The following is a 24,115-nucleotide window of genomic DNA, read 5'->3' as shown; positions in this document are numbered from 1 at the left end:
TTTGAAATGAAAAAATTAAAGAAAAAAGCATTTACACTTATCGAACTTTTAGTTGTTATAGCTATACTTGCTATTTTAATTTTAATAGCTGTTCCTAGATATAACAATTCAAGAGTTAAGGCTGATAAAACAGCACATTCTGCAAATGTTAGAGTATTAGAGGTAGCAGGGCTTAGATATTTAACTGAAGAAAAAGTTGAAGGAGATGTTGATATAACTGAAGAATTGGTAAGTAAAAAATATATAAAAGAAATTCCTAAGTTACCTAAATCTATAAAAGGAACAGCTTATAGCGTTCAAGTTAAAAATGGTGATATAGTAGTAACGCCAACAGTTGAAAAAGATGATTAAGAAGAAAGCATTTACTCTTATAGAATTAATAGTATGTTTGGCTATCATATCAGTTATGGTTTTGGTTATTAAGGTTAATTTTGTTAATAATAAAAAAACAATAGCTATTGAGGAGTTGAATTTAATAGCAGAAAGTATTGAAAATGCAAAAGTCTTTTCTATAGAAACAGGCAAAGTTGTTACTTTAAAGACTGATGCTAAAAATGAAGTTTTTAATATTTATTCAAAAGATTATGTTTTTAAAGAAATACATTGTAAAAATTTAAATATATTAAATAGTATTGAATTAAATTTTAATATAAACGGAGTTCCTAGTGAGGGAAAGACTTTTAAATTTTCTTATGAAAAAGAAAATTATGAAATAAGGATAAGGCCTGCAACGGGTTTTGTAAATGTAGTTAAAGATGAAAATTAAATTTTTAAAAAACAGAGCTTTTACTTTAATTGAATGCGTCTTTTCAATTTTAATTTTAGCTATAATTAGCATATATATAATAGCTGGAATTAATAATTTTTTAAATATTCAAAATAAAAATAATAAAGATTTTTTACAATTAACAGATGTTGAAAATACAGTAATACAATTAAAAAGTAATATTAGTGGAAATAAAGATATTTTAACTAACATAGATATAAAAAAGTATGATATTAAAGTTTCAGATTTAGGAGAGTTGTATCATATAAAAATTGTTTTAAAGGATAATATGGAGAAATTTTATGAATTTTATATATCTAAAAAAAGTTAAATCTTTCACTTTGCTAGAACTTTTAATAACTATTGTAATTTCTAGTATAATTATAGTTTGTTGTATGCAAATTTTCTTCGGAACTTATTTTATAAATTTGAATCAAAGAAAAAATTATTCGAAATTAGAACAAATAAATTATGCTATGAGTTATATGGAAAATGAAATTTCTAATTCTATTGATATTAAGGTTAGCTCTGATGAAATAAAGATAAAAAAATATAGTTATAATTCTTTTTTAAGTGAAAATCCTAATCATAGTATCTCAAAAGTAAATGAGATAACATATAAAAAGAAAAAATATAAAGATAAATATTCAATAGATAGAATATCTAAAGACATTTTAAATTCAATTCATTCTGGTAGTAATAAATTGATTGATGATTTAGATTTTTTTGACGTTGAATTTTTTAATGATTGTTTAATTTTAAAAATGTCTTTTAAGAGAAAAGAGTATGTTAAATATATATTTTTGAAAAATTTAGATAAATTTTATTATTTGAGTGAGGAAAATTGATATGAAAAGAAAGTCTTATGTTATGCCAATTGTTTTGTTGATATTTGCTTTGCTAATAATTGCATTTTTTTCTATTTATCATAGAACTATTTCTACTCATAATCATAAAAATTCAAAAGAATTGGAATTTTCTAAAAAAATCGAAAAAATAAATTTTGAGGAAATTTTAAGTACAAAAGCTACTATTAATTTTATTAATAGTAAATTGATTAAGAGAGAAAATTTTAGTTTAAATATAGATATTTATGAGCTGTTAAAATTAAATAATATAACTGATTTTTCTAAAAATTTTGATAAATATAAATTGACTTTGAATAGTCAAAAATCAAAACGAGACATAAATTTTTTTACTAAAAAAAGTAAAAAGCCTAAATTTGTTCGTAAATATGAAATTTTTTTAAAATTAAGTAAAAATGGAGAAACTTTAGAATATAGAATCGTAGATAAAAAAAGAATTGAAAATTATTTACTTGACTTACAACTTAAAAATTTCATTGATAGAAAAGCTAAATTTTTGGGAGATGATTTCTATTTTAGTTTGGATAAAGATTTTTCAAAATTATATGATAGAATTTTTAGTGATGAGATACAAGATACTTACTCGGGTGATTTTAGAATTTATGACTTTAAAGGAAATATTTATTTTATAGATAATTCTCAATATTTAAAATTACAAAAATTTTATTTTTCTAATAAAAAAATAGAGCTTGAAGATTTTGATTTAGATTTATGTGATATTGATAGATTTGTTAAAGAAAATGATTTAAAAGATTTGTCAAGAGATGATTTTATAGAAAAATTATTGTTACAAAGTTCAAAATGTATAAGAGATTATAAAAATTATCTTGTAAATATTGAAGTCGAAGATAAATTGTATTTTGATTTAAATATTTATACAGAAATTTATACAAATTTAAAAATCGGTGGAGATTTAGTTGAAATTATTACTACAAATAAGGTTCCAAAACTTCAAGGGGTATTTGTAAATAATTCTTTAAAAGATAATTTTGATTTTGTTTTTGAAGGTGTTTTATTTTCTAAAAATAAATTAAAAAGTAAATATAAATTTTTACCTGATGTTCTTGATATAACTTCACGTTTTGTCAAAATTAGTGATGATTTTTACTTGGAAAAGATTGAAAAAGGAGATATTAAATAATTTTATTCATTTTTAAAGATTGCTTAAATTATACAAATTTGATATACTATAACTATTGAAATTATTATATCGGAGGATATTATGGATATTAAAATTATAAATAAAAGTAAGAACGAAAATCCTAGTTATGCAACAAAAGGAGCATCTGGATTTGATTTAAGAGCTAATTTAGATGAAGATTTAATTATTAAACCATTTGAAAGAATAGCTGTTCCAACTGGTCTATTTATTGAAATTCCTATGGGGTATGAAGGACAAATTAGAGCTAGAAGCGGAATGAGTTTAAAACATGGAATCACTATGGCAAACGGTGTTGGAACAATAGATAGTGATTATAGAGGAGAAATAAAGGTTTTAATTGTAAATATTTCTGATAAAGAATATGTTATAAAAAATAATGATAGAATTGCTCAGATGATAATTGCAAAATATGAAAAAGTTGATTTTAAACTTGTAGAAGAACTTTCTGATACCGACAGAGATGAAGGTGGATTTGGACATACAGGTTATTAAATTTAGGGGAAAATATGGAAAAAAAGAGAAAAACTAGAACAGGAACTAATAAGAGAAAGCAGGTTAAAGAAGATAAATTTTTAAAGAATACTATTTTAGGATTGTTTTTTTTGAATTCTTTTTTTATTGTATTTTCTTTTTTTGGTAATACAGGTTTTTTAGGAAATTTTATTAAAAATACTTTTCAAAGATTTTTTGGAAATACATATTTTTTATTTTTACTTATAATGGAAATAATTTATCTAGTTGTATTGTTTAATAAAATGAATAAAAAAAATAAAAATCGCTGTATTATGTCTTTGCTATTATTTTTTAATTATATGGCGATAGTAGATTTATCAAACAATTCTTCCAATAATTTATCAATAAAATTGGCAATATCAAAAACATTGTCAGCTGAAGGAAGTGGAAGTGGATATATAGGAGCTATTTTAGGATATTTTTATAATATTATGATTGGAACTATAGGTCTTTATATTTTTACTTTTATGATTGGTCTATTTTTAATTTTATCTTTTTTAGATGTTACATTTATGGACTTTTTAAAAATTATAAAAGGTTATATATTAAAACTTTTTGTTATTATTAATGAAAAATATTCAAAATATAAGGAAAAAAAGGCATTAAAAAAAGAACAAAAGAACGATGAAGAAGTTGAAGTTTTAAATCTTGTTGAAAATGAGGAATTTGTTGAAAAAGTTGATGATTTTGAAGAAAGAGAGATAATTGTTTCAAATCATAATGACAATTTTATAGAAGAAAAGGAAATTGAAAATGAAAAATTAGAAAAAGAAGAACTTTTAGATAGCTTTAACTTATTTCCTGATGATGATATTAAAGAAGATACTAAATTGTCTAACAAAATTTCTAATGAAAAAGAAGAAATTCTGGATATAAAGACAACTACCGAAAAAAAGAAGATAGAATATAAAATTCCATCTTTAAATTTACTTAAAGGTAGTGAAACAAAAGAAACTGAATCAGAATCAACTTTAAAACAAAGAGCAAAAAAAATAGAAACTACTTTAAAAAGTTTTGGAGTAGGAGCTAAGGTTGTTAGGATAAATAAAGGTCCAACAGTTACTTGCTTTGAATTGCAACCGGATATGGGCGTTAAGGTAAATAAAATTGTAAATCTTACAGATGATTTATCTCTTGCTTTAGCCTCACCGGATATAAGAATTGAGGCGCCGATTCCAGGAAAATCTGTAATAGGAATTGAAGTTGCTAATACATTAAAAGAAAATGTATCATTAAAAGAAATATTGTCTTCAAAAGAATATCAAAATTCTGAATCTAAAATGCCAATGGCTTTAGGAAAGACAATTTCAGGAGAAATAATTGTTTCTTCAATAGATAAAATGCCACATATATTAATTGCAGGAGCAACGGGCTCTGGAAAATCTGTTTGTATTAACACGCTTATAATGAGTATTTTATATAAATCTTCTCCTGAAGATGTAAAAATGATTTTAATCGACCCAAAAGTTGTAGAGTTGAAGATATATAATAAAATTCCTCATCTTGCAATACCTGTTGTTACAGATTCTAAAAAGGCAAGTGCTGCTTTAAATTGGGCAGTTAGGGAAATGGAAAGACGTTATACTTTATTCTCCGACAATCAAGTTAGAGATATTAAAGGATATAATGAAAAGCAAAAAACAAATGAATTGGAAAAATTACCATACCTAGTTATAATAATAGACGAGTTATCAGACTTAATGATGGTAAGTGCAAATGAAGTTGAATCATATATTTGCAGACTTGCACAAATGGCAAGAGCTTGTGGTATTCATCTTGTAGTTGCAACACAAAGACCTTCTGTTGATGTTATTACAGGAACTATAAAGGCAAATATTCCGTCAAGAATATCTTTCCAAGTTTCTTCACAAATCGACTCAAGGACTATTTTAGATGCATCAGGCGCAGAAACATTACTTGGGAAAGGCGATATGTTATTTAATCCTTCCGGAGTTTCTAAACCTATTAGAATACAAGGTTGCTTTGTTTCTGATAGTGAAGTTGAAGATGTTGTTGACAGCATTAAAGAGCAAATGCAAGAAGTATTTTATGATGAAGAAATCATAAAAAATATTGAGTCAGAAGTGGCAAATACTGTTGATGAAGAAGACGATGTTGATGATTTATTTTACGATGCAGTTAGAATTGTTTTAGAAGAAAATTCAGCATCAATTTCATTGTTGCAACGTAAAATGAAAATTGGCTATGCTAGAGCAGGTAGAATAATCGATGAAATGGAAAGCAGAATGATTGTTGGAAAACAAGAGGGAAGTAAACCTAGAAAGATTTTAATAGGTTTTGATTATTTTGACAAGCTGAAAGGAGATAATAATGAATATAGCGAATAAATTAACTTTATTTAGAATATTTTTAGTACCAATTTTTATTGCTAGTTTATTAATTTTAGGAATAAATAATATTTTAGGATTTTTAATTTTTGTAGTTGCATCTTTAACGGATATGTTAGATGGACATTTAGCTAGAAGTAGAAATTTAGTTACCACTTTTGGTAAATTTATGGATCCACTTGCCGATAAAATTTTGGCTTGTTCTGCACTTGTTATGTTAGTTCAATTTGGAAAAGTTGAGGCGTGGATGGTTTGCATTGTTTTAGCAAGAGAGTTTATAATCTCCGGATTTAGGTTAGTTGCTGCATCAAATGGAATAGTTATATCAGCAAGTATTTATGGAAAAGTTAAAACTATAACTCAACTTTTTGCTATAAGTTTTATACTTTTAAATTCAACACAAATAATTAAAATTCCGTTTAATATTGATATGATTTTGTGGTATATATCTGTTGTGTTTACAATTATTTCAGCAGTAGATTATATTTGGAAAAATATAAAAGTTTTAGATTTAAAAAATATTTAATTAAAGGAGGAATTTATGGCTACTAAAAAAACTGAAAAGTTTGAAAGAATAGAAGATAAGGACGAAAGAAAAAAAGCATTATCCGTTGCCCTTGAAAAAATTGAAAAAGATTTTGGAAAAGGAATCATAATGAGAATGGGTGATGCCCCAAAAATAAATATAGAATCAATAAGCACTGGTGCTATGAACTTAGACATTGCATTAGGAATTGGTGGGATACCTAAAGGAAGAATTGTAGAAATTTATGGTCCTGAATCTTCCGGTAAAACTACTTTGACTTTACACATAATAGCAGAGGCACAAAAAACTGGTGGAGTTGCTGCATTCATCGATGCAGAACATGCATTAGACCCTGAATATGCAAGAAAATTAGGAGTAGATGTAGATAATTTACTTATATCACAACCTGATACAGGAGAGCAAGCTCTTGCTATTGTTGAGGCATTGGTTAGAAGTTCAGGAATTGATTTAGTTATAGTTGACTCTGTTGCCGCTCTTGTTCCAAGAGCAGAAATTGAAGGAAATATGGGAGATTCTCATATGGGTTTACATGCAAGACTTATGAGTCAAGCATTAAGAAAATTAGCTGGTATAATTTCAAAATCAAACACAACAGTAGTTTTCATCAACCAATTAAGGTCAAATATTTCAACTAATCCTTATGCAGGTGGTGGTCCGGCTGAAACTACAACTGGTGGTAGAGCTTTAAAATTCTATGCAAGTGTTAGAATTGATATAAGACGTGCTGAACAATTAAAACAAGGAGATAATGAACCTTATGGAGCAAAGACAAAGGTAAAAGTTGTTAAAAATAAAATGGCTCCTCCATTTAAAACTTGTGAATTTGATATAATATTTGGCGAAGGAATATCAAAACTTGGAATAATAGTTGATATGGCAGCAGATAAAAATATAATCAAAAAATCAGGTGCTTGGTACAGCTGTGGAGATATAAAACTTGGACAAGGAAAAGAAAAAGCTAAAGTTTATTTAGAAGAACACCCTGCATTTTTAGAAGAAGTAAAAGAAAAAATTTATGCATCTTATGGAATTGATTACGAAAAGAAAGATGTTCCAAAAGAAGTTGAAACAGAAACTTTAGAAGATGAAGAAATAGAAGATGCTGAAGAATTATTATTAGATGATTTAATAATCGAATAATATTTTGAAAAGATGAGATTTTATTCTCATCTTTTTTAGTTTAAATATGTTTGTTGAATGCTATATTATGTGATGTAAATTAAAGGAGAAAATTAGTATGAAATAATTAATTAAAATAATTATGTTTTATTTATGGAGATAAAGATAATTTTATATTACCATCTAATAGCATTGAAATGTTGAAAATTCATTACGAATATAGTCAATGCCATATAATAAAAGGAGCAGGACATGCAGAATCCAGACAAATTTTAGGAAAAGAAAAATATCAAGATATTATAAAAAATTTTTTGAAAGAAATTAATAAATAATATATAACAAAAGGATAGCAATTAGTAGCTATCCTTTTTTCGTATATTATTCTATTCCTAATTTTTCTATTGTTTGAACTAATATGTTACAGTCAACATATCTGAAATCTCTTAATACTCTATCAATCCATAGTGGAGTTTTCATATTGTTTTGGAATTTTTTGTATGTTTCAATTGCCTCGTCAATTATTATAATTCCATTAACGTCTAATTCTTTTGTTTTTGTTATTAATATTGACCTATAAGGTGTTTCATTAGGTTTTATACTTCCACAAAGTGGGTGAGTAGAAAGTTCATATCCGTCTTGTAATTTCTTTTTAACTATGTCTAAAATATCTCCGTATGTATATTTTTCGTCAAATATTATGTCTAAATCATTTTTGTGTTTTACTTTTTCATACAAGTCAATGTTGTTAGTTATTAATGTAAATCTCATATCATTTCTCCCTTCGTACTATAAGATTGTAACATAAAAACATAAAAATATAAAGAGCTTAGATAAATATATTTAAAAAATATTGAAAATATGGTAAAATCTTAGTAGAGGTGATGATTTTGGCTAATGATTTTGTACATTTGAATGTTCATACGGAATATAGTTTGTTAAATAATTATAATCCAATGGAAAAGTTAATAGATAAGGCTAAAAAATTAAATTTTAAAGCTATGGCTATTACTGATTACAATAATATGTATGGTGTTATAGATTTTTATATGAGATGTAAAAAAAATTCTATAAAGCCCATTATTGGTTGTGAGATTACTTTGTCATATCCAAATAATGAATTTTATAATGTGATTTTATTGGCTAAAAATAGTCAAGGATATAAGAATTTATGTAAATTAGTTTCTAATTTATATATTGTTGAAAATAGAAATCGGGAATTTATAACTTTTGATGAGTTAGAAAAATTTTCAAAAAATTTAATTTTAATTGTTGGTTCAAAGAGAAGTTTCATTCGTAAATGTTTATACTCCGGAGATATGTTGAGTGCTAAAAATGAAATGTTAAATTTCAAGAGTATGTTTAACAAAGAAGATTTATTTTTAGAGCTTAATTTTCATTTCGAAGAAAATGATGAATTAATGATTAATAAATATTTAGAATTTGCAAATGAAATTGATGTTAATACCGTTGTAACAAATGATGTTCATTACTTGGAAAATACGGATTTTAATTTGTTTAAAATCGCAAGATGTATTTCTAAGGGTATTTTGTTATCCGAATTGAAAGAAGATGTTTTTGTAGGCGCTGAATATTATTTAAAGAGTGAGGAAGAGATGTTAAAAATATTTTCTTCTTTACAAGATTCAATTTACAATACAAAGATGATTGCTGAGAGATGTAATGTTGAATTTGATTTTTCAACATATCATTTGCCTGAATATAAAATTCCTGATGGATTTAGTACAAAGGAAGATTATTTGTATAGTATAATCATCGAGGGAATGAAAAAAAGATATGAAAATATAACTGATGAGATAAAAAAAAGAGTCGATTATGAATTTTCGGTTATAAATAAAATGGGTTTTACTGATTATTTTCTTATAGTTTGGGACTTTGTAAACTTTGCTAAGAAAAATAAAATTCCGGTAGGTCCAGGAAGAGGTTCGGGTGCCAACTCTATTATCGCATATTGCTTAGAGATTACGGATATTGACCCTATTGAATATGAATTAATTTTTGAAAGATTTTTAAATCCCGAAAGAATTTCTATGCCTGACTTTGATATAGACTTTTGTAATGAAAGACGTGAAGAGGTTATAGATTATGTAATTCAAAAGTATGGTAAAAATCATGTTTCACAAATCGTAACTTTTGGTACAATGAAACCAAGGGCAGGTGTTAGAGATATTGGTAGAGTTTTAGGTTATAAGTTATCACTTGTAGATAAGGTTGCAAAACTTATTCCGAATAATTTAGACGTTACTTTTGAATCTGCGTTAAGAGATAGTGTTGAATTAAAGAGATTGTATGATGAAGATGTCGATATAAAGAAATTGATAAATACTTCTGAAAAATTTGAAAAATTTCATAGACATATTTCAATTCATGCAGCCGGAATTGTAATTACAAAAGAAGAATTAACTGAGTATATTCCACTTTCTAAAAGTGGAGAAAATATTGTAACACAATTTAATATGACAGAACTTGAAAAGTTAGGCCTTTTAAAAATGGATTTTTTAGGTCTTAGAACTCTTACTGTAATTGATGATACTATAAAACTGGTTAAAAAAAATTATAATGTAGATATTGATATTGAAAAAATAAGTTTAAAAGATAAAAATGTTTTAAATTTATTTAGAACGGCTGATACTATTGGTGTGTTCCAGTTTGAAAGTGTTGGAATGAGGCTATTTTTAAAGGATTTAAAAGCTGATAATTTTGATGAATTAGTTGCTGCTAACTCTCTTTTTAGACCGGGTCCTATGAATCAGATACCGAATTATATAAAAAATAAGAAAAATCCTAGAGAAATTAGATATTTAGATAGACGTTTAGAAAAATATTTAAAATCTACTTATGGAATTATTGTTTATCAAGAACAAGTTATGCAAATTGCAAGAGAGCTTGCTGGTTATACTTGGGGGCAAGCCGACAATTTAAGAAAAGCAATCGGAAAAAAACATATGGATATTATGGAGCATAATCGTCAAACATTTATTTATGGTATGGATAATTTAGACGGAAGTGTAAAAATCAAAGGATGTATTAGAAATGGTGTTGATGAAAAACTTGCAAAAAATATTTTTGATTTGATTGTTGAGTTTGGAAATTATGCTTTTAATAAATCACATAGTGCTTGCTATTCTTTAAATGCGTATAGAACTGCCTATTTAAAATATTATTATCCACTTGAGTATATGATTTGCCTACTTAATTCTGTTATAAATTATGAAAAACAATTTTTTACTTATTTTCAAGAAGTAAAACGAATGGGAATAAAAATTTTACTCCCAAGTGTTAATTCAAGTTTTTATAAGATTAGTACGGAAAAAAAATGTATGCTAATAGGCTTTTCACAAATAAAAGGTTTCAATAGACTTTTAGCAAAAGATATTATAGAAGAAAGAAAAAATGGTGCTTTTAAAAGTTTTAAAGAATTTTTAGAAAGATTAAAAGAATCAAAAAATATGAATTTAATGTCTATTGAGAATTTAATAAAAGCTGGTGGCTTTGATGAAATTGAAAAGGATAGAATTGAAATTTTAAATTCTTGCGAAACTTTGTTTACACAAATAGTTTCAAAAAGTAAAAATGAATTGTCGGGTCAGCTTTCGCTAATAGGTTCAGATTTTATGCAAGAAAAATTTGTTAAGTCTGAAAAATTTTCAAAAGATGATATTTTAGAATTTGAAAAAGAAATTTTAGGTTTTTATATTTCTTCACATCCATTAGATGACTATAAAGAATATATAAAGTCTAAAAATTATATGAAGTTAGATGATTTAAAGGTTTTAGATAAAGGTATTTATAAGATAATAACTTATGTAAATTCTGTAAAGACAAGAAGAAATAAGAAAAATAAGATGTTAAAAACTGTAAATGTAGAAGACTTTTCAAGTAGCATCGAGCTTTTAGATGTAAAAGATTTAAATATTTATAAAGGAAATATTTATGAAATATCGGTTAAAGTTAGTGTAAATTCATTTGGTAATACTAATTTTACGATAATCGATGCGAATAAAATTGATGAAATTTATAGTAAAAAGTTGTATATAAAATTGGATAGTTTAGATGATGAATCAAAAAGAAAGCTTGGAGAATTTTCTTTAAAATACAAAGGAATAAATCCTGTTATTATATATATTTCATCTACTAATAAAACTTTAAAATTAGAAAATAGATTTGATTTAAAAAATGAAAGATTAATTGTTGATTTGGAAAATAATTTTGGGAAAGATTGTTTTCGAATTAATTAGGAGGTATATTTTGAAAAAAATTGCTATTCTTACAAGTGGAGGAGATTCTCCGGGAATGAATCCTGTAATAAGAGCTGTCGTAAGAACTTGCATATATCATAATATTAGAATTTATGGTGTAAAGTTTGGTTATGATGGACTTATAAAAGGGGATATTTTTGAAATGAATGTCTCTAGTGTTGCCGATATTATTCAAAAGGGTGGAACAATGTTAGGTAGTGCCAGAAGTAAAGAATTTATGACTGAAGAAGGTCAAGAAAAGGCTATTAAAAATCTATATGATAATGGAATAGAAGGACTTGTTGTACTTGGTGGAGACGGTACTTTTAGAGGAGCTAATATTTTAAGTAAAAGAGGAATAAAGACAATTGCAATACCTTGTACGATTGACAATGATATGGGATATACAGATTATACAATAGGATTTTTTACTTCTGTAAATACTGTTATAGATGCTATTTCAAAACTTCGTGATACTTCTTCTTCTCATGGTAGGGCAAATATTTTGGAAGTTATGGGAAGAAAATGTGGAGATATTGCTTTACATTCAGGACTTGCAGGTGGAGCTGAAAGTATAATTGTTCCTGAAGTTGATTTTGATTTGGATAAAGTTTGTAATAAAATAATTTGTGGTAGAAAAAGAGGAAAACTGCATCATATAATTGTTTTAACTGAAGGAATTTTAAGTCCTTATGAGCTTAAAAGACAAATTCAAGAAAAGACAAATATAGATACAAGAGTAACTGTTCTAGGGCATATCCAAAGGGGTGGAACACCGAGTTCGTTTGATAGAATTATTGCAAGTCAAATGGGAAGTGTTGCTGTTAAATTATTATTAGAAGATAAAACAAATTTAGCATTGGCAGTTAAAAATAATAAGATAGAATATGTTTCTATTGAAGAGGCAGTTGAAAATAAAAAGACATTTAACAAAGATTTATATGATATAGTTGATGAATTATCTATTTAGGAGAAGAGAGATTATGAAAAAGACAAAAATAATATGTACAATTGGACCTGCATCAGATTCAGTTGAAAGTTTAAAAGAATTAATGCTTAATGGAATGAATGTTTGTAGATTAAACTTTTCACATGGAAGTCATGAAGAACATCAAATTAGAATTAATAATATTAAAGAGGCTAGAACACAATTAGATTTACCTATCGCCATAATGCTTGATACTAAAGGTCCTGAGATAAGACTTGGAAAATTTAGTGTTGATGAAGTTAATTTAAAAGCAGGGGATACTTATACTTTTACAACAGAAGAAGTTTTAGGTAATCAAGAAATTTGTTCAGTTTCATATAAACTATTACCTGACGATGTTAAAGTTGGAGGAACAATTTTAGTTGATGACGGTTTAGTTGAAATGGAAGTTATCTCTAAAACAGATAAAGAAATAAAATGTTTAGTAAAAAATAATGGTGTAATTAAAAGCAATAAGGGTGTAAATGTTCCTAATGAAGTAATAAATTTACCATCAATTACAGAAAAAGATAAATCAGATATTTTATTTGCGATACAAAATGATTTAGACTTTATCGCAGCATCTTTTGTTAGAAAACCGGAAGATGTATATGAAATTAGAAAAATTTTAGATGAAAATAATTCTGAAATAAAAATTATTTCAAAAATAGAAAATCAAGAGGGTGTAGAAAATATTGATAAAATTATTGATGCATCTGATGGAATAATGGTAGCAAGAGGAGATTTAGGAGTTGAAATTAAAACAGAATTTATCCCTAAAATTCAAAAAGAAATAATTAGAAAATGTAATTTAATTGGAAAGCCTGTAATAACAGCCACTCAAATGTTAGATTCTATGATTAGAAATCCTAGACCAACTAGAGCAGAAGTTACTGATGTTGCTAATGCAATTATTGACGGAAGTGATTGCGTAATGCTTTCAGGAGAAACTGCCGCGGGTAAATATCCAAAAGATGCAGTTAAAGTTATGAATAATATAGCTATAACAACAGAAAACTCTTTCGATTTTCAAAATAGTATAAAAAATAAAGACAGAGATGATTCATTAAATACAATGAATTCTATTAGTTTATCTACAAAAGAAATTGCTGAAAATTTGAGAGCAAAAGCAATTATATGTGCTACTGCATCAGGAATTACACCAATTTCAATTTCAAAATTTAGACCATTTGTAGATATTATTGCTGTTACTTATTCTGAAAAAGTTAGAAGAAAATTACAGATTTTCTGGGGAGTTTCTACACTTCTTTCTGAAAAATCTGAACATACAGACGAAGTTATTGAACGTTCTATTTCTGCTACATTAAAAGCAAATTATATTAGCGATGGAGATACTGTTGTATTAACAGCCGGAATACCTGTTGGTGTTGCCGGAACAACCAATTTAATTAAGGTTCATACGGTTGGAAAAGTTTTAATAAAAGGATTTGGAATTGGAAAAGAATCTATAACTGCAAAAACTTGTGTAATAAGAACAGAAGAAGATTTAAAAAATAAATTTAAAGATGGAGATATAATTGTTGCTAAATTTACTGATAGAGAATTTGTTGAATATTTAGATAGAGCATCAGGTATTATAGTTGAAACAGGAGGCCTTACTTCTCACGCTGCTATAATTGCATTACATTTTAATATTCCAACAATTATTGGAGCTGAAAATGCAACAAATATAATAAAAGACGAACAACTCGTAACAATAGATACAGCTGGTGGATTAGTATATGATGGAGATGTTAAAGTTCTTTAATTTTACTTTATTTTAAATATATGTTATTATATTACAGATGTTTAATTAAGGAGAAAATATTTTGATAAAATACGAAAATTTACCTACAGAATTTCAAAATGATTCTGTAAAAAAATATTATGAAATAGTTTCAAAAAAAAGTTGTAGTTTGATTTTTAAAAGAATATCAGATATTATTCTTTCTGTTATAATTTTGATAATTTTGTTTATTCCAATAGTTATAATTTCAATTGCGATAAAACTTGATTCAAAAGGAACTGTGTTTTATAGACAGGAAAGAGTTACAACTTATGGTAAAAAGTTTAGAATTTTTAAATTTAGAACAATGGTTTCAAATGCTGACAAAATGGGAACACTTGTAACTGTTAAATCTGATTCAAGAATAACTAAAGTTGGAAAATTTTTAAGAAAATATAGATTAGATGAATTTCCTCAAATTTTTAATATATTTTTAGGAGATATGAGTTTTGTAGGAACAAGACCGGAGGTTACAAAGTATGTTGAAAAGTATTCAGACTATATGTATGCTACATTACTTTTACCTGCAGGACTTACGTCATATTCTAGCATAAATTATAAAGATGAAGATGAAATCATATCAGAGCATTTAAATGAAAATATAAGTGTTGATGATATTTATATAAATTATATTTTGCCGGATAAAATGAAATACAATATAGAATATATTGAAAAATTTTCCTTTTGGTATGATATAAAAATTATGTTTAAAACATTTTTATCTGTATTTTTGGGGAGGTCTAAATAATGAAAGTTAGTATAGGTGTTGTTGCCTTAAATGAAGAAAAAACTTTACCTTCTCTTTTTGAAGATTTTAAATTACAAACATATCCACATAATGAGATTGAAATAATTTTGGTTGACGGTTTATCAACTGATAACACAAAAAATGTTATGCAAGAATTTAAAGAAAACAATGATTTTTTAGATGTTAAAATTTTTGATAATCCTAAAAAAATTCAATCTGCTGGTTGGAATGTTGTTATAAAAAATTTTACTGGAGATGTATTAGTTAGAATTGATGCACATTCTTCCATTCCTAAAGATTTTATTGAAAAAAATGTTAAAAATATAGAATCGGGTGAGGACGTTTCTGGAGGAAGAAGGCCGAATATAATTGATGAAGATACTGCTTATAAAAAAATGCTTTTAGAGGCAGAATCATCAATGTTTGGTAGTGGAATTGCACCTTTTAGAAATGCATCAGGGAAAAAGTATGTAAAATCTATGTTCCATGCTATGTATAAAAGAGAAGTTTTAGAAAAAGTTGGATTTTTTAATGAAAAGCTATTAAGAACAGAGGACAATGAGTTTCATTATAGAATTAGAAAAGCAGGTTATAAACTTTGCTATGATGATAACATTGTTTCATATCAACATACTAGAAATTCACTTTCTAAAATGATTAAGCAAAAAAAGGCTAATGGAATGTGGATAGGACTTACAACAGCTGTTTGTCCGGAATGTTTGAATTTATATCATTATATTCCTTTTGCTTTTTTAGTTTCACTTTTTGTATCAGTTATATCACTATTTTTTACCAAATATTTATTTTTATTAGTATTCGGTTCATATCTTATAGTGAATGTTTTGATGGCTTTATGTTCAATTTTTAGAGGGAAATTCAATGTATATAATTTATTACTTCCAATTGTATTTTTCCTTTTACATATTAGTTATGGATATGGTACATTGATAGGATTTTTGAAAATCCCATCATTTTTAAAAACATATAATAAGGAGGACTAGAAAATGATTTATGCAGGAATTCTTGCAGGTGGAATAGGTAGTAGAATGAATATTTCAAATATGCCAAAACAATTTTTGAATATTGGAGATAAACCTATAATAATTCATACGATTGAAAAATTTTTGTTATGTAATAAAATAGATAAAATTTATGTAGGAGTAAATCCGGACTGGAATTCTTATTTAGTTGATATAATAGAAAAAGATTATAACTATTTGGTTGATAAGATTGTTATTGTTGACGGTGGTAAGGATAGAAATTCTACAATTTTAAATGTAATTTCTGCTATTAATGATGATAACAAAATTACAGATGATGATATTCTTATAACTCATGATGCTGTTAGACCTTTTGTTTCAATCAAGATGATAGAAGAAAATATAGAAAATTGTAAACAATATAATATTGTGGATACAGTTGTTCCTGCGTTTGATACAATTGTTACGTCTGAAGATGGAAAATTTATTTCATCAATTCCAGATAGAAAAACAATGTTTCAGGGACAAACTCCACAAACTTTTAAAATCAATAAATTTATGGAATATTATAGTAAACTAACTGAAGAAGAAAAAAATATTTTGACAGATGCTTGTAAAATATTTGTATTGAATGGAGAAAAAGTATTTTTAGTTAATGGAGATTTTTCAAATATTAAGATTACTACTGTAACAGATTTGAAGATAGCTAAAGCAATGCTTATGGAGAATTAAAATGATAAATAGAATTTTTCAATTAATTAAACCCGGTTTCATTTCAGTAAAATATGTTGATGAAAGTTTTTTAGGAGATAAAGTAATTGTAAAGCCTTTGTATGTGTCCTTATGCCATGCTGACCAAAGATATTATTTAGGAAAAAGAGACCCGAAAGTTTTAGCAAAGAAACTTCCAATGGCTCCAATTCATGAATCATGTGGAGAAGTTGTTTTTGACCCAACGAATATATTTAAAGTAGGGGATAAGGTGTCAATGATACCAAATACTCCACCTTGTAAATTTGACGATAATATATATGAAAACTATGTAAAGGGAGCATACTTCTTATCTAGTGGACATGACGGATTTATGAGAGAATTTGTAAAAATTTCTCCTGATAGACTTGTTAAATTTAATGATATTGAATTGTCAGTTGCATCTATTTTAGAGTTTATTTCAGTTGGTTTTCATGCTTATGATAGATTTGTGAAAAATTCACTTGAAAACAAAGAAACTATAACTATTTTTGGAAATGGAAGTCTAGGTTTTGTTATGGCTAATGTTTTAAAATACAAATTTCCAAAAAGTAAAATAGTTGTAATAGGAAGAAATTTAGAAAAATTAAAAATCTTTTCATTTGTTGATAAAATTTATTCTATCGATGATATACCGGAAGATTTTTCAACTGACCATGCATTTGAATGCGCAGGTGGACTAGGAAGTGAAGATGCAATTAATAATATAATTAAGTATATTAAACCGCAAGGGTCAATTATGCTTATGGGTGTTAGTGAAAATAAGGTTGCTATTAATACAAGAGATATATTAGAGAAAGGATTGACATTAGTTGGTTGTTCCAGATCCGGTAGAATGGATTTTGAAGAAGCAGTTAAAATGCTTGAAAATAAAAAAATTCAAAATAGATTTAAGTCAATAGTTTTTGAAGATGATGAAATAAACAATGTTGATGATATTCATAGATTCTTTAAAACTGATTTGAATACACCATTTAAAACTGTTGCAAAATGGAATATTTAATTAATGTAAATTTTAATATGGAAGAAATAAATTTAAGAGAATTACAACTTAAAAGTTTAGAAATGGGTAGATACTTTGTTTCATTCTGTGAAGAAAATAATTTATTATGTTATCTTTGTGGTGGTGGAGCAATAGGTAGTTTAAGACATTCAGGTTTTATTCCTTGGGATGATGACTTAGACTTTTTTATGCCTAGAGAAGATTATGAAAAATTAGTTTTGTTATGGAATGAAAAAGCAGATACAAAAAAATATTCACTTGTAAAAGCAAATGAAGATTTAGTTGACCACAATCTTTTTATTACTATTAGAGATAATGAAACAACAGCTGTAAAACCATATCAAAAAGGATTAAATATTAGTCATGGAATAGCACTTGATATTTTACCGCTAGATGGTTGTCCAAGTGGAAAAATGCAAAGAAAATTTCAAATAATGTGGGGGCTTATTTATTCTTTATTCTGTGCACAAGTTTTACCGGAAAAGCACGGGGGATTAAAGAAAAAAGTTTCCAAAATATTATTATCAATTTTTAAATCTAAAAAAGTTAGATATAAAATTTGGAAATTAGCTGAAAAGAAAATGACTAAATATAAAATAAAAGATTCAGAATATATAACAGAACTTTGCTCAGGACCATACTATATGAAAAAAGTATATAAAAAAGAGTGGTTTGTAGATAAAAAATATTTTGATTTTGAAGATACAAAAATGCCAATTCCTATTGGATATGACGGCTATTTAAAAACTGCATTTGGAGATTATATGAAATTACCTCCAAAAGAAAAACAAGTACCACATCATGACTTGCTGTTCTTAGATTTGAAAAATAGCTATACAAATTATGAGGAAATTTGGAAATAGGGTGATTATTTGAAAAAAAAGAAAATATTATTTTTTTTGTGGTCTTTTTCTTTAGGAGGAGGGGCAGAAAAAATATTATCAACAATTGTAAATAATCTTGATAGAGAGAAATATGATATTGATATAATTGAGATTGAGCATTTCGATAAGGGTTACGAACCTGTTAATGATAATATAAAAATATTAAAATCATGGCAAGATTATAGACAATCTAAAATAACGAGAGCTATTTTGTGGAGAATAAGAAAATTTTTTCCAAATTTAGTAAGAAAAATAATGGTTAAAGAAAAATATGATATAGAAATTTCATTTACTATAATGAACCCTCCTTTTGAATTTTCAAGAGATGAGAGTGTAAAAAAAATTGCTTGGATTCATGGAAGTATTGAAGATTTTATGAATGATTCTCAAAAGAGAAATAATCATCGAAAGCATTTAGAAGTGGTTGACAAGATAATTTCTGTATCAGAAAAAACGAAAGAGTCCATAATTTCAGTTTATCCTGAATACGAAGACAAAGTCTTAACTATTTATAACGGATATGATTTTGATAGTATTTTGGAAAAATCAAATGAATGGACAGATATTAACATTGAAAAAAATTCAATTTGTGTAATTGGCAGAATTGAAAACTTAAAAGGGTCACTGGAAGTTTATGAAACAATTAAAAAATTACACAAAAATTTAAATAAAAAATATCATTTATATTTTTTAGGTGCCGGAGAATTAGAAAATCATATAAAAGAGTTGGTACAAAAAGACAATTTGCAAGATTATGTTCATTTTTTAGGATATCAAAAAAATCCATATAAATATATCAAAAAAATGGACTTGATGTTTTCAATGTCAAAACAAGAAGGATTTTCCGGTGCCATTGTTGAAGGATTAGCTTTAGGAATTCCTTTTATTTCTACAGACGTTGGAGGAGTAAAGGAACTCTCAAATAATGGTAAATTTGGAAGAGTTATAAACTCTACCGATGAAGCTTGTAAATATATTGTTGATTATTTTGGCAATTCTAGATTAGTGGATAAATCAGAAATGAAAAAATTTATAACAAAATTTACAATTCCTGAACAAATAAAAAATATAAATGAAATATTAAAATAATGGAGATAATTATATGAATATTACTTTTAAAAGATTTTATTCTTTAATTACAGCATTATCTTTTATTTTCACACTATCACTTGGAGTGAAATATATATATACAGAGAGATTGGATATATTACTTTTTACACTATTATCCTTTTTCATTAGCTTGATAATATTTTGTTTTACTGATATAAAATATTATATAATACATTTATTTTTTTATATAACTATTTTTATATTTTTAGTTTCAAGACCTACAATAGATTATTTAAGAAATTATAGTTTTAATACTTATCAAAAAGATGCTTATGTTTTTGCTTTTATTATAGTTATGATTTCACTTTCCGGATTGTTTATTGGAGGAATAATTTCAAAAGCACTATTAAAAACTAAAAATAAGGAAAACTTAGAAAATAAAAGTAATATAATAGAAAATTCTGTTTGGTTAAAAAATGTAAGGATTATTTCGCTTACAGTATATGTATTGACATATCCGTTTTATACTTTAAGGCTTATAGAAAGGTTGATATTTAAGTTAAATACATCATATTACACTTATTATGCATCTTTTAAGAGTAGTTTACCTTACTTTACATATATACTATCAGTTTTTACAGTTTATTCTATGTGTATATATTTGGCTTCTAAACCAAATAAAAGAAATGCTACTATAGTCTTAATCAGTAACTTATTTGCAAATGCTATATATTTAGTTATTGGGACAAGAAATCCATTTATTTTAACTTTAATATTTTCTTTTATATATTACTTTATAAGAGACCAGGAAGATATTAAAAATAAATGGATAGGATTAAAAGAAAGAATTTTAATTTATACCAGCCTTCCAATAATAATAGTTGGAATGGGACTTTTAAATTATGTTAGAGATAATGTTGAGGTTTCGAATTTTAAAATATTTGATATATTCGTTGATTTTATATATAAACAAGGGACAAGTTTTGGTGTTTTAGCAAGAGGTTTTTTGTATAATAGTAATATTGCTGTAAGAAGTTTTACAAATTTTACTTTTGGACCAATTATTGAATACTTTACTCATGGAAATTTTGGTAAGTTTCTATTTGATACAAAGCCATTTACAGCTACAACAAATAGTATTGAGTTAGCAATAAAAAGTAATAGCTACGCTCATAACATTTCTTATATATCAATAAAAGGTGATTATTTAAAAGGACATGGATTAGGAAGTAGTTTTATAATGGAAAATTATACTGATTTTGGATACTTAGGTGTGTTTTTATTTAGTATATTTTTAGGTTTTTTATTTATAAGAATGCTTAATGTTTCTTATAATAATAAAACTTTACCTTTTATTTGTACATTAATAATATTAAATAATTTGTTTTTTATGCCTAGAAGTAGTTTTTCAGAAAGCTTTTCAATATTATTTACATTCCAATTTTGGTTTATAGCGATATTAATATTTGTATCAGCAAAATTAATATCAAAAGATAATTCTTATACAATTTTTAAAACGAAGGAGATATGATATGTTTGAAAATTATTCATTTGGAGATTTATTATCCAATATATATAAAAAGAGAGTTTTAAATTTAGTAGCATTTTTAATACTAAGTGTTGCTTTAGTTTGTCCGTTGGTTTTACAAACGATAAATAAAAAAACAGTAGTAAAAGAAGGAGTGCAATATTCAACTTATGTAGCTTATAAAATAACTGCTCCTGAGAGTGACAATGTAAATGCCTTATACAGTAGAAGAGGATATTCTGATTTTTACGAAAAGTTGTTAATATCTAATTTAAATGGAGCTTATCTATTTAATGATGTGAGTGATAAAGATTTATCACAAATGGCTAAAGAATTGGATACATCAGCTGTTACTTTAAAAAATTCAAATTCAGATTACTGGGATAAGAAAGTAGTAGTAAATTATATTTCAACTAATTTAGGAGTTTCTGCAAAAATATTGACACCAAGTAAATTGGTAAATGATTTGATTGAAAAGAAATTTGATGAATTAATAAATAAATATAAATCAGTTTATAATAATGTTACTATTGAAAAAGTTGAATCTAATTATTCTAAAGAACTTAGTTCTAAAGAAAATATTAATACTGGCTATAGTATGAAAAAATTATTAGTAAAAATTTTTGCAATTGAAATAGCCTTAATAATTTTAGTTGCTATTATAAATTTTATAATGTATATATTTAATCCAACTGTGAATAGAGAGGGAGATTATAGAAAATATAATATAAAATTTGTTCAAGAAATAAAAAATGATAATGATTTGTTTGAAGTTTTGAAATATAAAATTAATAATGAAAATATTGAAGAATTAAGTATACTTAGCTCTAATTCAAATATTATTAAGAAGTTAAATGATTGTAAGATAGATAAAGTTAATATATTAAAAGCAAATGACTTAAATAATATAATGAATTTAAAAAATGTTATATTAGTTGAAGAATATGGAATAACTAGATACTCATCTTTCGAAAAATTATTACAAAATTTAAAAAATTATGAAAAGAATATAATTGGAGTATTATCATATAAATTATAATTTAAAGTTAAAACCGGCTGGAATGAGCCGGTTTTTTAGCTTTTATATATTTATTACTTTTCCTGCATTAAATAGTGTTTCGTAGATTGTGTACATATTACTTATTTCGCCAACTAAAAGTTTTTCTTTAAGTTCATAGTAGTCAAGACAAGTTCCGCAAGAAATAATTTCTACACCTTTTTCTTCCAACTTTTTCAAATCATCAATACAAGGAGAGCCTTCAGAAGTTAATTTAACTCCGGCATTGAAGAACACCATTGTCTTTGGTAATTTTTCATATTCACTAGAAGTGTAAACGAAACCTTTAATTAATAATTTTCCTAATTCTTCTGAACCATTTCCCATAAAGTCTTTTGAAATTGCAATTACTACATCAGATGAGTTTTCAACAGAGCAAAAAGCACTTGGTTCTTGTAAAGAAGTATTTGTATTTTTTGATACAAAAATATTAAATTCATTATCAGATATTTTTTCAAATCTAAAATCTAAATTACTACTCTTAGCAAATTTTTCTAAGTTTTTAACGGCTGTGTCATTATCTACTATAACTAAAAAATCTTTTTCTTCTGAGCTTTCAACAGCTTTTTTAGTTAAAATTAAAGGTTGTGGACAAACTAAACCTTTAGCGTTTATTTCTTTCATAATATACCTCCAAAAAATATAATTTATACAATCTAATTATACAATATTAGAAATATTAATACAATAGTAAAATTGTAAATGTTATTTAAAAAAACTTTTTTAAATAAAAAATATTGTTTATTTTTCATATATGGGGTATAATAAAATTAAAGGTCAAAGAAAGTCAAATTAGTGGAGGGTTTTATGGAATATAAAGATTATTATAAAATTTTAGGTGTAGATAAAAATGCAACTGATGCAGAAATAAAAAAAGAATATAGAAAATTAGCAAAGAAATATCATCCTGATGTTAATCAAAATGATGAAATTGCCGGAAATAAATTTAAAGAAATAAATGAGGCTTATGAAGTTTTATCCGATAAAGAAAAAAGAAAGCAATATGATATGTTCGGTTCAAATTATAATTTTAGTGGTGGGGATAATTTTGACCCTAGAAATTATGGTTTCAGTGGTTCATTTAACGGAAGTAATATGGGTGGATTTTCTGATTTCTTTAATATGTTTTTCGGTGGAGAAAGTTCATCTTCCGGATTTGGAGGCTTTTCTGGATTTGATAGTTTTTCTAATGCCAATTCATATTCAGGATTTAATAGACAGCAACAAAGAAAAAAATATGAAACAAGTTTGAATTTATCGGTTAAAGAGGCGTATTTAGGAGTTGAAAGAGAACTTTATGTTAATATAAATAATTCTCCTAAAAAAATAACTGTAAAAATTCCAAAAGGAATAACGAGTGGTAAAAAAGTTAAAGTTAATGGAGATAAATATTCTATTGACGGAGATATACTTGTTAAAATTAATGTTATAAATGATGAGTATAGACTTGAGGATTTAGATTTGATAAAAACTGTAAGTCTATATCCTTGGGAGGCATATTTTGGAACTACAAAGGTTGTTGAAACATTAAATGGAAATATTAGAGTTAAAATTCCGGAAAAAATAGAAAGTATGAAAAAAATTAGAATATCAAATAAAGGATATACTGATTTAAAAGGAAAGACAGGGGATTTATATCTTGAAATAGTTATAAATAATCCTAAAAATTTATCAAATGATAAATTAGAATTATATAAAAAATTAATGGAGAATTAAAATGAAATGGACAATAACTAAATTGTGATGAATTTGATATTTTAGTAAAGAGTAAGTTTTAGAAAGGAG

23 protein-coding genes are annotated in these 24,115 nt (G+C 25.7%); 21 read left to right on the top strand and 2 right to left on the bottom strand.

Going from position 1 to position 24,115, the window contains the following annotated elements:
• Positions 1-6 precede the first annotated feature (6 nt).
• The 9 genes from ACKTSI_RS04025 to recA all read left to right on the top strand — a co-directional run bounded on the left by ACKTSI_RS04025 (position 7) and on the right by recA (position 7,342).
• Positions 7-351 (top strand): prepilin-type N-terminal cleavage/methylation domain-containing protein, encoded by a 345-nt coding sequence (locus ACKTSI_RS04025; protein ID WP_288867650.1) that lies wholly within the window; start codon positions 7-9, stop codon positions 349-351.
• Positions 344-766 carry a type II secretion system protein gene (locus ACKTSI_RS04020; RefSeq protein WP_407862550.1) on the top strand — a complete coding sequence of 141 codons (423 nt, stop codon included), beginning with the start codon at positions 344-346 and terminating at the stop codon, positions 764-766. Before ACKTSI_RS04025 ends, ACKTSI_RS04020 begins: the two co-directional genes overlap by 8 nt.
• Positions 756-1,097, top strand: coding sequence for a prepilin-type N-terminal cleavage/methylation domain-containing protein (locus ACKTSI_RS04015; RefSeq protein WP_407862549.1), 342 nt, complete (start codon positions 756-758; stop codon positions 1,095-1,097). Before ACKTSI_RS04020 ends, ACKTSI_RS04015 begins: the two co-directional genes overlap by 11 nt.
• Positions 1,069-1,614: a prepilin-type N-terminal cleavage/methylation domain-containing protein gene (locus ACKTSI_RS04010; RefSeq protein WP_407862548.1), complete on the top strand. Its 546-nt coding sequence runs from the start codon at positions 1,069-1,071 to the stop codon at positions 1,612-1,614. The genes ACKTSI_RS04015 and ACKTSI_RS04010 overlap by 29 nt, the downstream gene beginning before the upstream one ends.
• 1 nt (position 1,615) lies before the next feature.
• A complete protein-coding gene (locus ACKTSI_RS04005; RefSeq protein ID WP_407862547.1) occupies positions 1,616-2,773 on the top strand; it encodes a hypothetical protein in 1,158 nt (385 codons plus the stop codon).
• An 81-nt stretch (positions 2,774-2,854) separates the two neighbouring features.
• Positions 2,855-3,286, top strand: coding sequence for a dUTP diphosphatase (gene dut / locus ACKTSI_RS04000; RefSeq protein ID WP_068472256.1), 432 nt, complete (start codon positions 2,855-2,857; stop codon positions 3,284-3,286).
• A 14-nt stretch (positions 3,287-3,300) separates the two neighbouring features.
• Positions 3,301-5,655, top strand: coding sequence for a DNA translocase FtsK (locus tag ACKTSI_RS03995; RefSeq protein ID WP_407862546.1), 2,355 nt, complete (start codon positions 3,301-3,303; stop codon positions 5,653-5,655).
• A complete protein-coding gene (gene pgsA, locus ACKTSI_RS03990) occupies positions 5,639-6,181 on the top strand; it encodes a CDP-diacylglycerol--glycerol-3-phosphate 3-phosphatidyltransferase (RefSeq protein ID WP_068472260.1) in 543 nt (180 codons plus the stop codon). The genes ACKTSI_RS03995 and pgsA overlap by 17 nt, the downstream gene beginning before the upstream one ends.
• 15 nt (positions 6,182-6,196) lie before the next feature.
• Entirely contained in the window at positions 6,197-7,342 is a 1,146-nt protein-coding gene (recA, locus tag ACKTSI_RS03985) for a recombinase RecA (protein WP_068472262.1), read from the top strand.
• Between the two features lie 357 nt (positions 7,343-7,699).
• On the opposite strand, the gene ACKTSI_RS03980 is transcribed toward recA, so the two are convergent.
• Entirely contained in the window at positions 7,700-8,089 is a 390-nt protein-coding gene (locus ACKTSI_RS03980; RefSeq protein WP_068472264.1) for a GrdX family protein, read from the bottom strand.
• Positions 8,090-8,208: 119 nt separating this feature from the next.
• Between ACKTSI_RS03980 and dnaE the strand changes: the two genes are divergently transcribed.
• The 11 genes from dnaE to ACKTSI_RS03925 all read left to right on the top strand — a co-directional run bounded on the left by dnaE (position 8,209) and on the right by ACKTSI_RS03925 (position 22,312).
• Positions 8,209-11,577 (top strand): DNA polymerase III subunit alpha, encoded by a 3,369-nt coding sequence (gene dnaE / locus ACKTSI_RS03975; protein ID WP_407862545.1) that lies wholly within the window; start codon positions 8,209-8,211, stop codon positions 11,575-11,577.
• Between the two features lie 10 nt (positions 11,578-11,587).
• Positions 11,588-12,547, top strand: a complete 960-nt coding sequence (pfkA, locus tag ACKTSI_RS03970) for a 6-phosphofructokinase (RefSeq protein ID WP_407862544.1) — start codon at positions 11,588-11,590, stop codon at positions 12,545-12,547.
• A 13-nt stretch (positions 12,548-12,560) separates the two neighbouring features.
• A complete protein-coding gene (pyk, locus tag ACKTSI_RS03965) occupies positions 12,561-14,312 on the top strand; it encodes a pyruvate kinase (RefSeq protein ID WP_197415904.1) in 1,752 nt (583 codons plus the stop codon).
• 61 nt (positions 14,313-14,373) lie between these two features.
• On the top strand, positions 14,374-15,078 hold the full coding sequence (locus tag ACKTSI_RS03960; RefSeq protein ID WP_311526163.1) for a sugar transferase: 705 nt from the start codon (positions 14,374-14,376) through the stop codon (positions 15,076-15,078).
• A complete protein-coding gene (locus ACKTSI_RS03955) occupies positions 15,078-16,079 on the top strand; it encodes a glycosyltransferase family 2 protein (protein ID WP_068472271.1) in 1,002 nt (333 codons plus the stop codon). The genes ACKTSI_RS03960 and ACKTSI_RS03955 overlap by 1 nt, the downstream gene beginning before the upstream one ends.
• A 3-nt stretch (positions 16,080-16,082) precedes the next feature.
• Positions 16,083-16,790 carry a 2-C-methyl-D-erythritol 4-phosphate cytidylyltransferase gene (locus ACKTSI_RS03950; RefSeq protein ID WP_068472273.1) on the top strand — a complete coding sequence of 236 codons (708 nt, stop codon included), beginning with the start codon at positions 16,083-16,085 and terminating at the stop codon, positions 16,788-16,790.
• Position 16,791: 1 nt separating this feature from the next.
• On the top strand, positions 16,792-17,811 hold the full coding sequence (locus ACKTSI_RS03945; RefSeq protein ID WP_068472275.1) for a zinc-binding dehydrogenase: 1,020 nt from the start codon (positions 16,792-16,794) through the stop codon (positions 17,809-17,811).
• Positions 17,799-18,674 (top strand): LicD family protein, encoded by an 876-nt coding sequence (locus tag ACKTSI_RS03940; protein ID WP_311526162.1) that lies wholly within the window; start codon positions 17,799-17,801, stop codon positions 18,672-18,674. Before ACKTSI_RS03945 ends, ACKTSI_RS03940 begins: the two co-directional genes overlap by 13 nt.
• Positions 18,675-18,683: 9 nt before the next feature.
• Positions 18,684-19,784 carry a glycosyltransferase gene (locus tag ACKTSI_RS03935; RefSeq protein WP_407862543.1) on the top strand — a complete coding sequence of 367 codons (1,101 nt, stop codon included), beginning with the start codon at positions 18,684-18,686 and terminating at the stop codon, positions 19,782-19,784.
• Positions 19,785-19,797: 13 nt separating this feature from the next.
• Positions 19,798-21,276 (top strand): O-antigen polysaccharide polymerase Wzy family protein, encoded by a 1,479-nt coding sequence (locus ACKTSI_RS03930; RefSeq protein ID WP_311526160.1) that lies wholly within the window; start codon positions 19,798-19,800, stop codon positions 21,274-21,276.
• A 1-nt stretch (position 21,277) separates the two neighbouring features.
• Positions 21,278-22,312, top strand: coding sequence for a hypothetical protein (locus tag ACKTSI_RS03925; protein ID WP_068472280.1), 1,035 nt, complete (start codon positions 21,278-21,280; stop codon positions 22,310-22,312).
• A gap of 42 nt (positions 22,313-22,354) precedes the next feature.
• On the opposite strand, the gene yedF is transcribed toward ACKTSI_RS03925, so the two are convergent.
• Entirely contained in the window at positions 22,355-22,954 is a 600-nt protein-coding gene (yedF, locus tag ACKTSI_RS03920) for a sulfurtransferase-like selenium metabolism protein YedF (RefSeq protein ID WP_311526234.1), read from the bottom strand.
• Between the two features lie 183 nt (positions 22,955-23,137).
• Here yedF and ACKTSI_RS03915 point away from each other — a divergent pair, with 183 nt between their 5' ends.
• Positions 23,138-24,046 carry a J domain-containing protein gene (locus ACKTSI_RS03915; RefSeq protein WP_311526233.1) on the top strand — a complete coding sequence of 303 codons (909 nt, stop codon included), beginning with the start codon at positions 23,138-23,140 and terminating at the stop codon, positions 24,044-24,046.
• Positions 24,047-24,115 lie beyond the last annotated feature (69 nt).

It is taken from the genome of Parvimonas parva, from assembly GCF_045866535.1.
GTDB lineage: Bacteria > Bacillota > Clostridia > Tissierellales > Peptoniphilaceae > Parvimonas > Parvimonas parva.
This window is presented reverse-complemented; position numbering and strand designations above follow the sequence as displayed.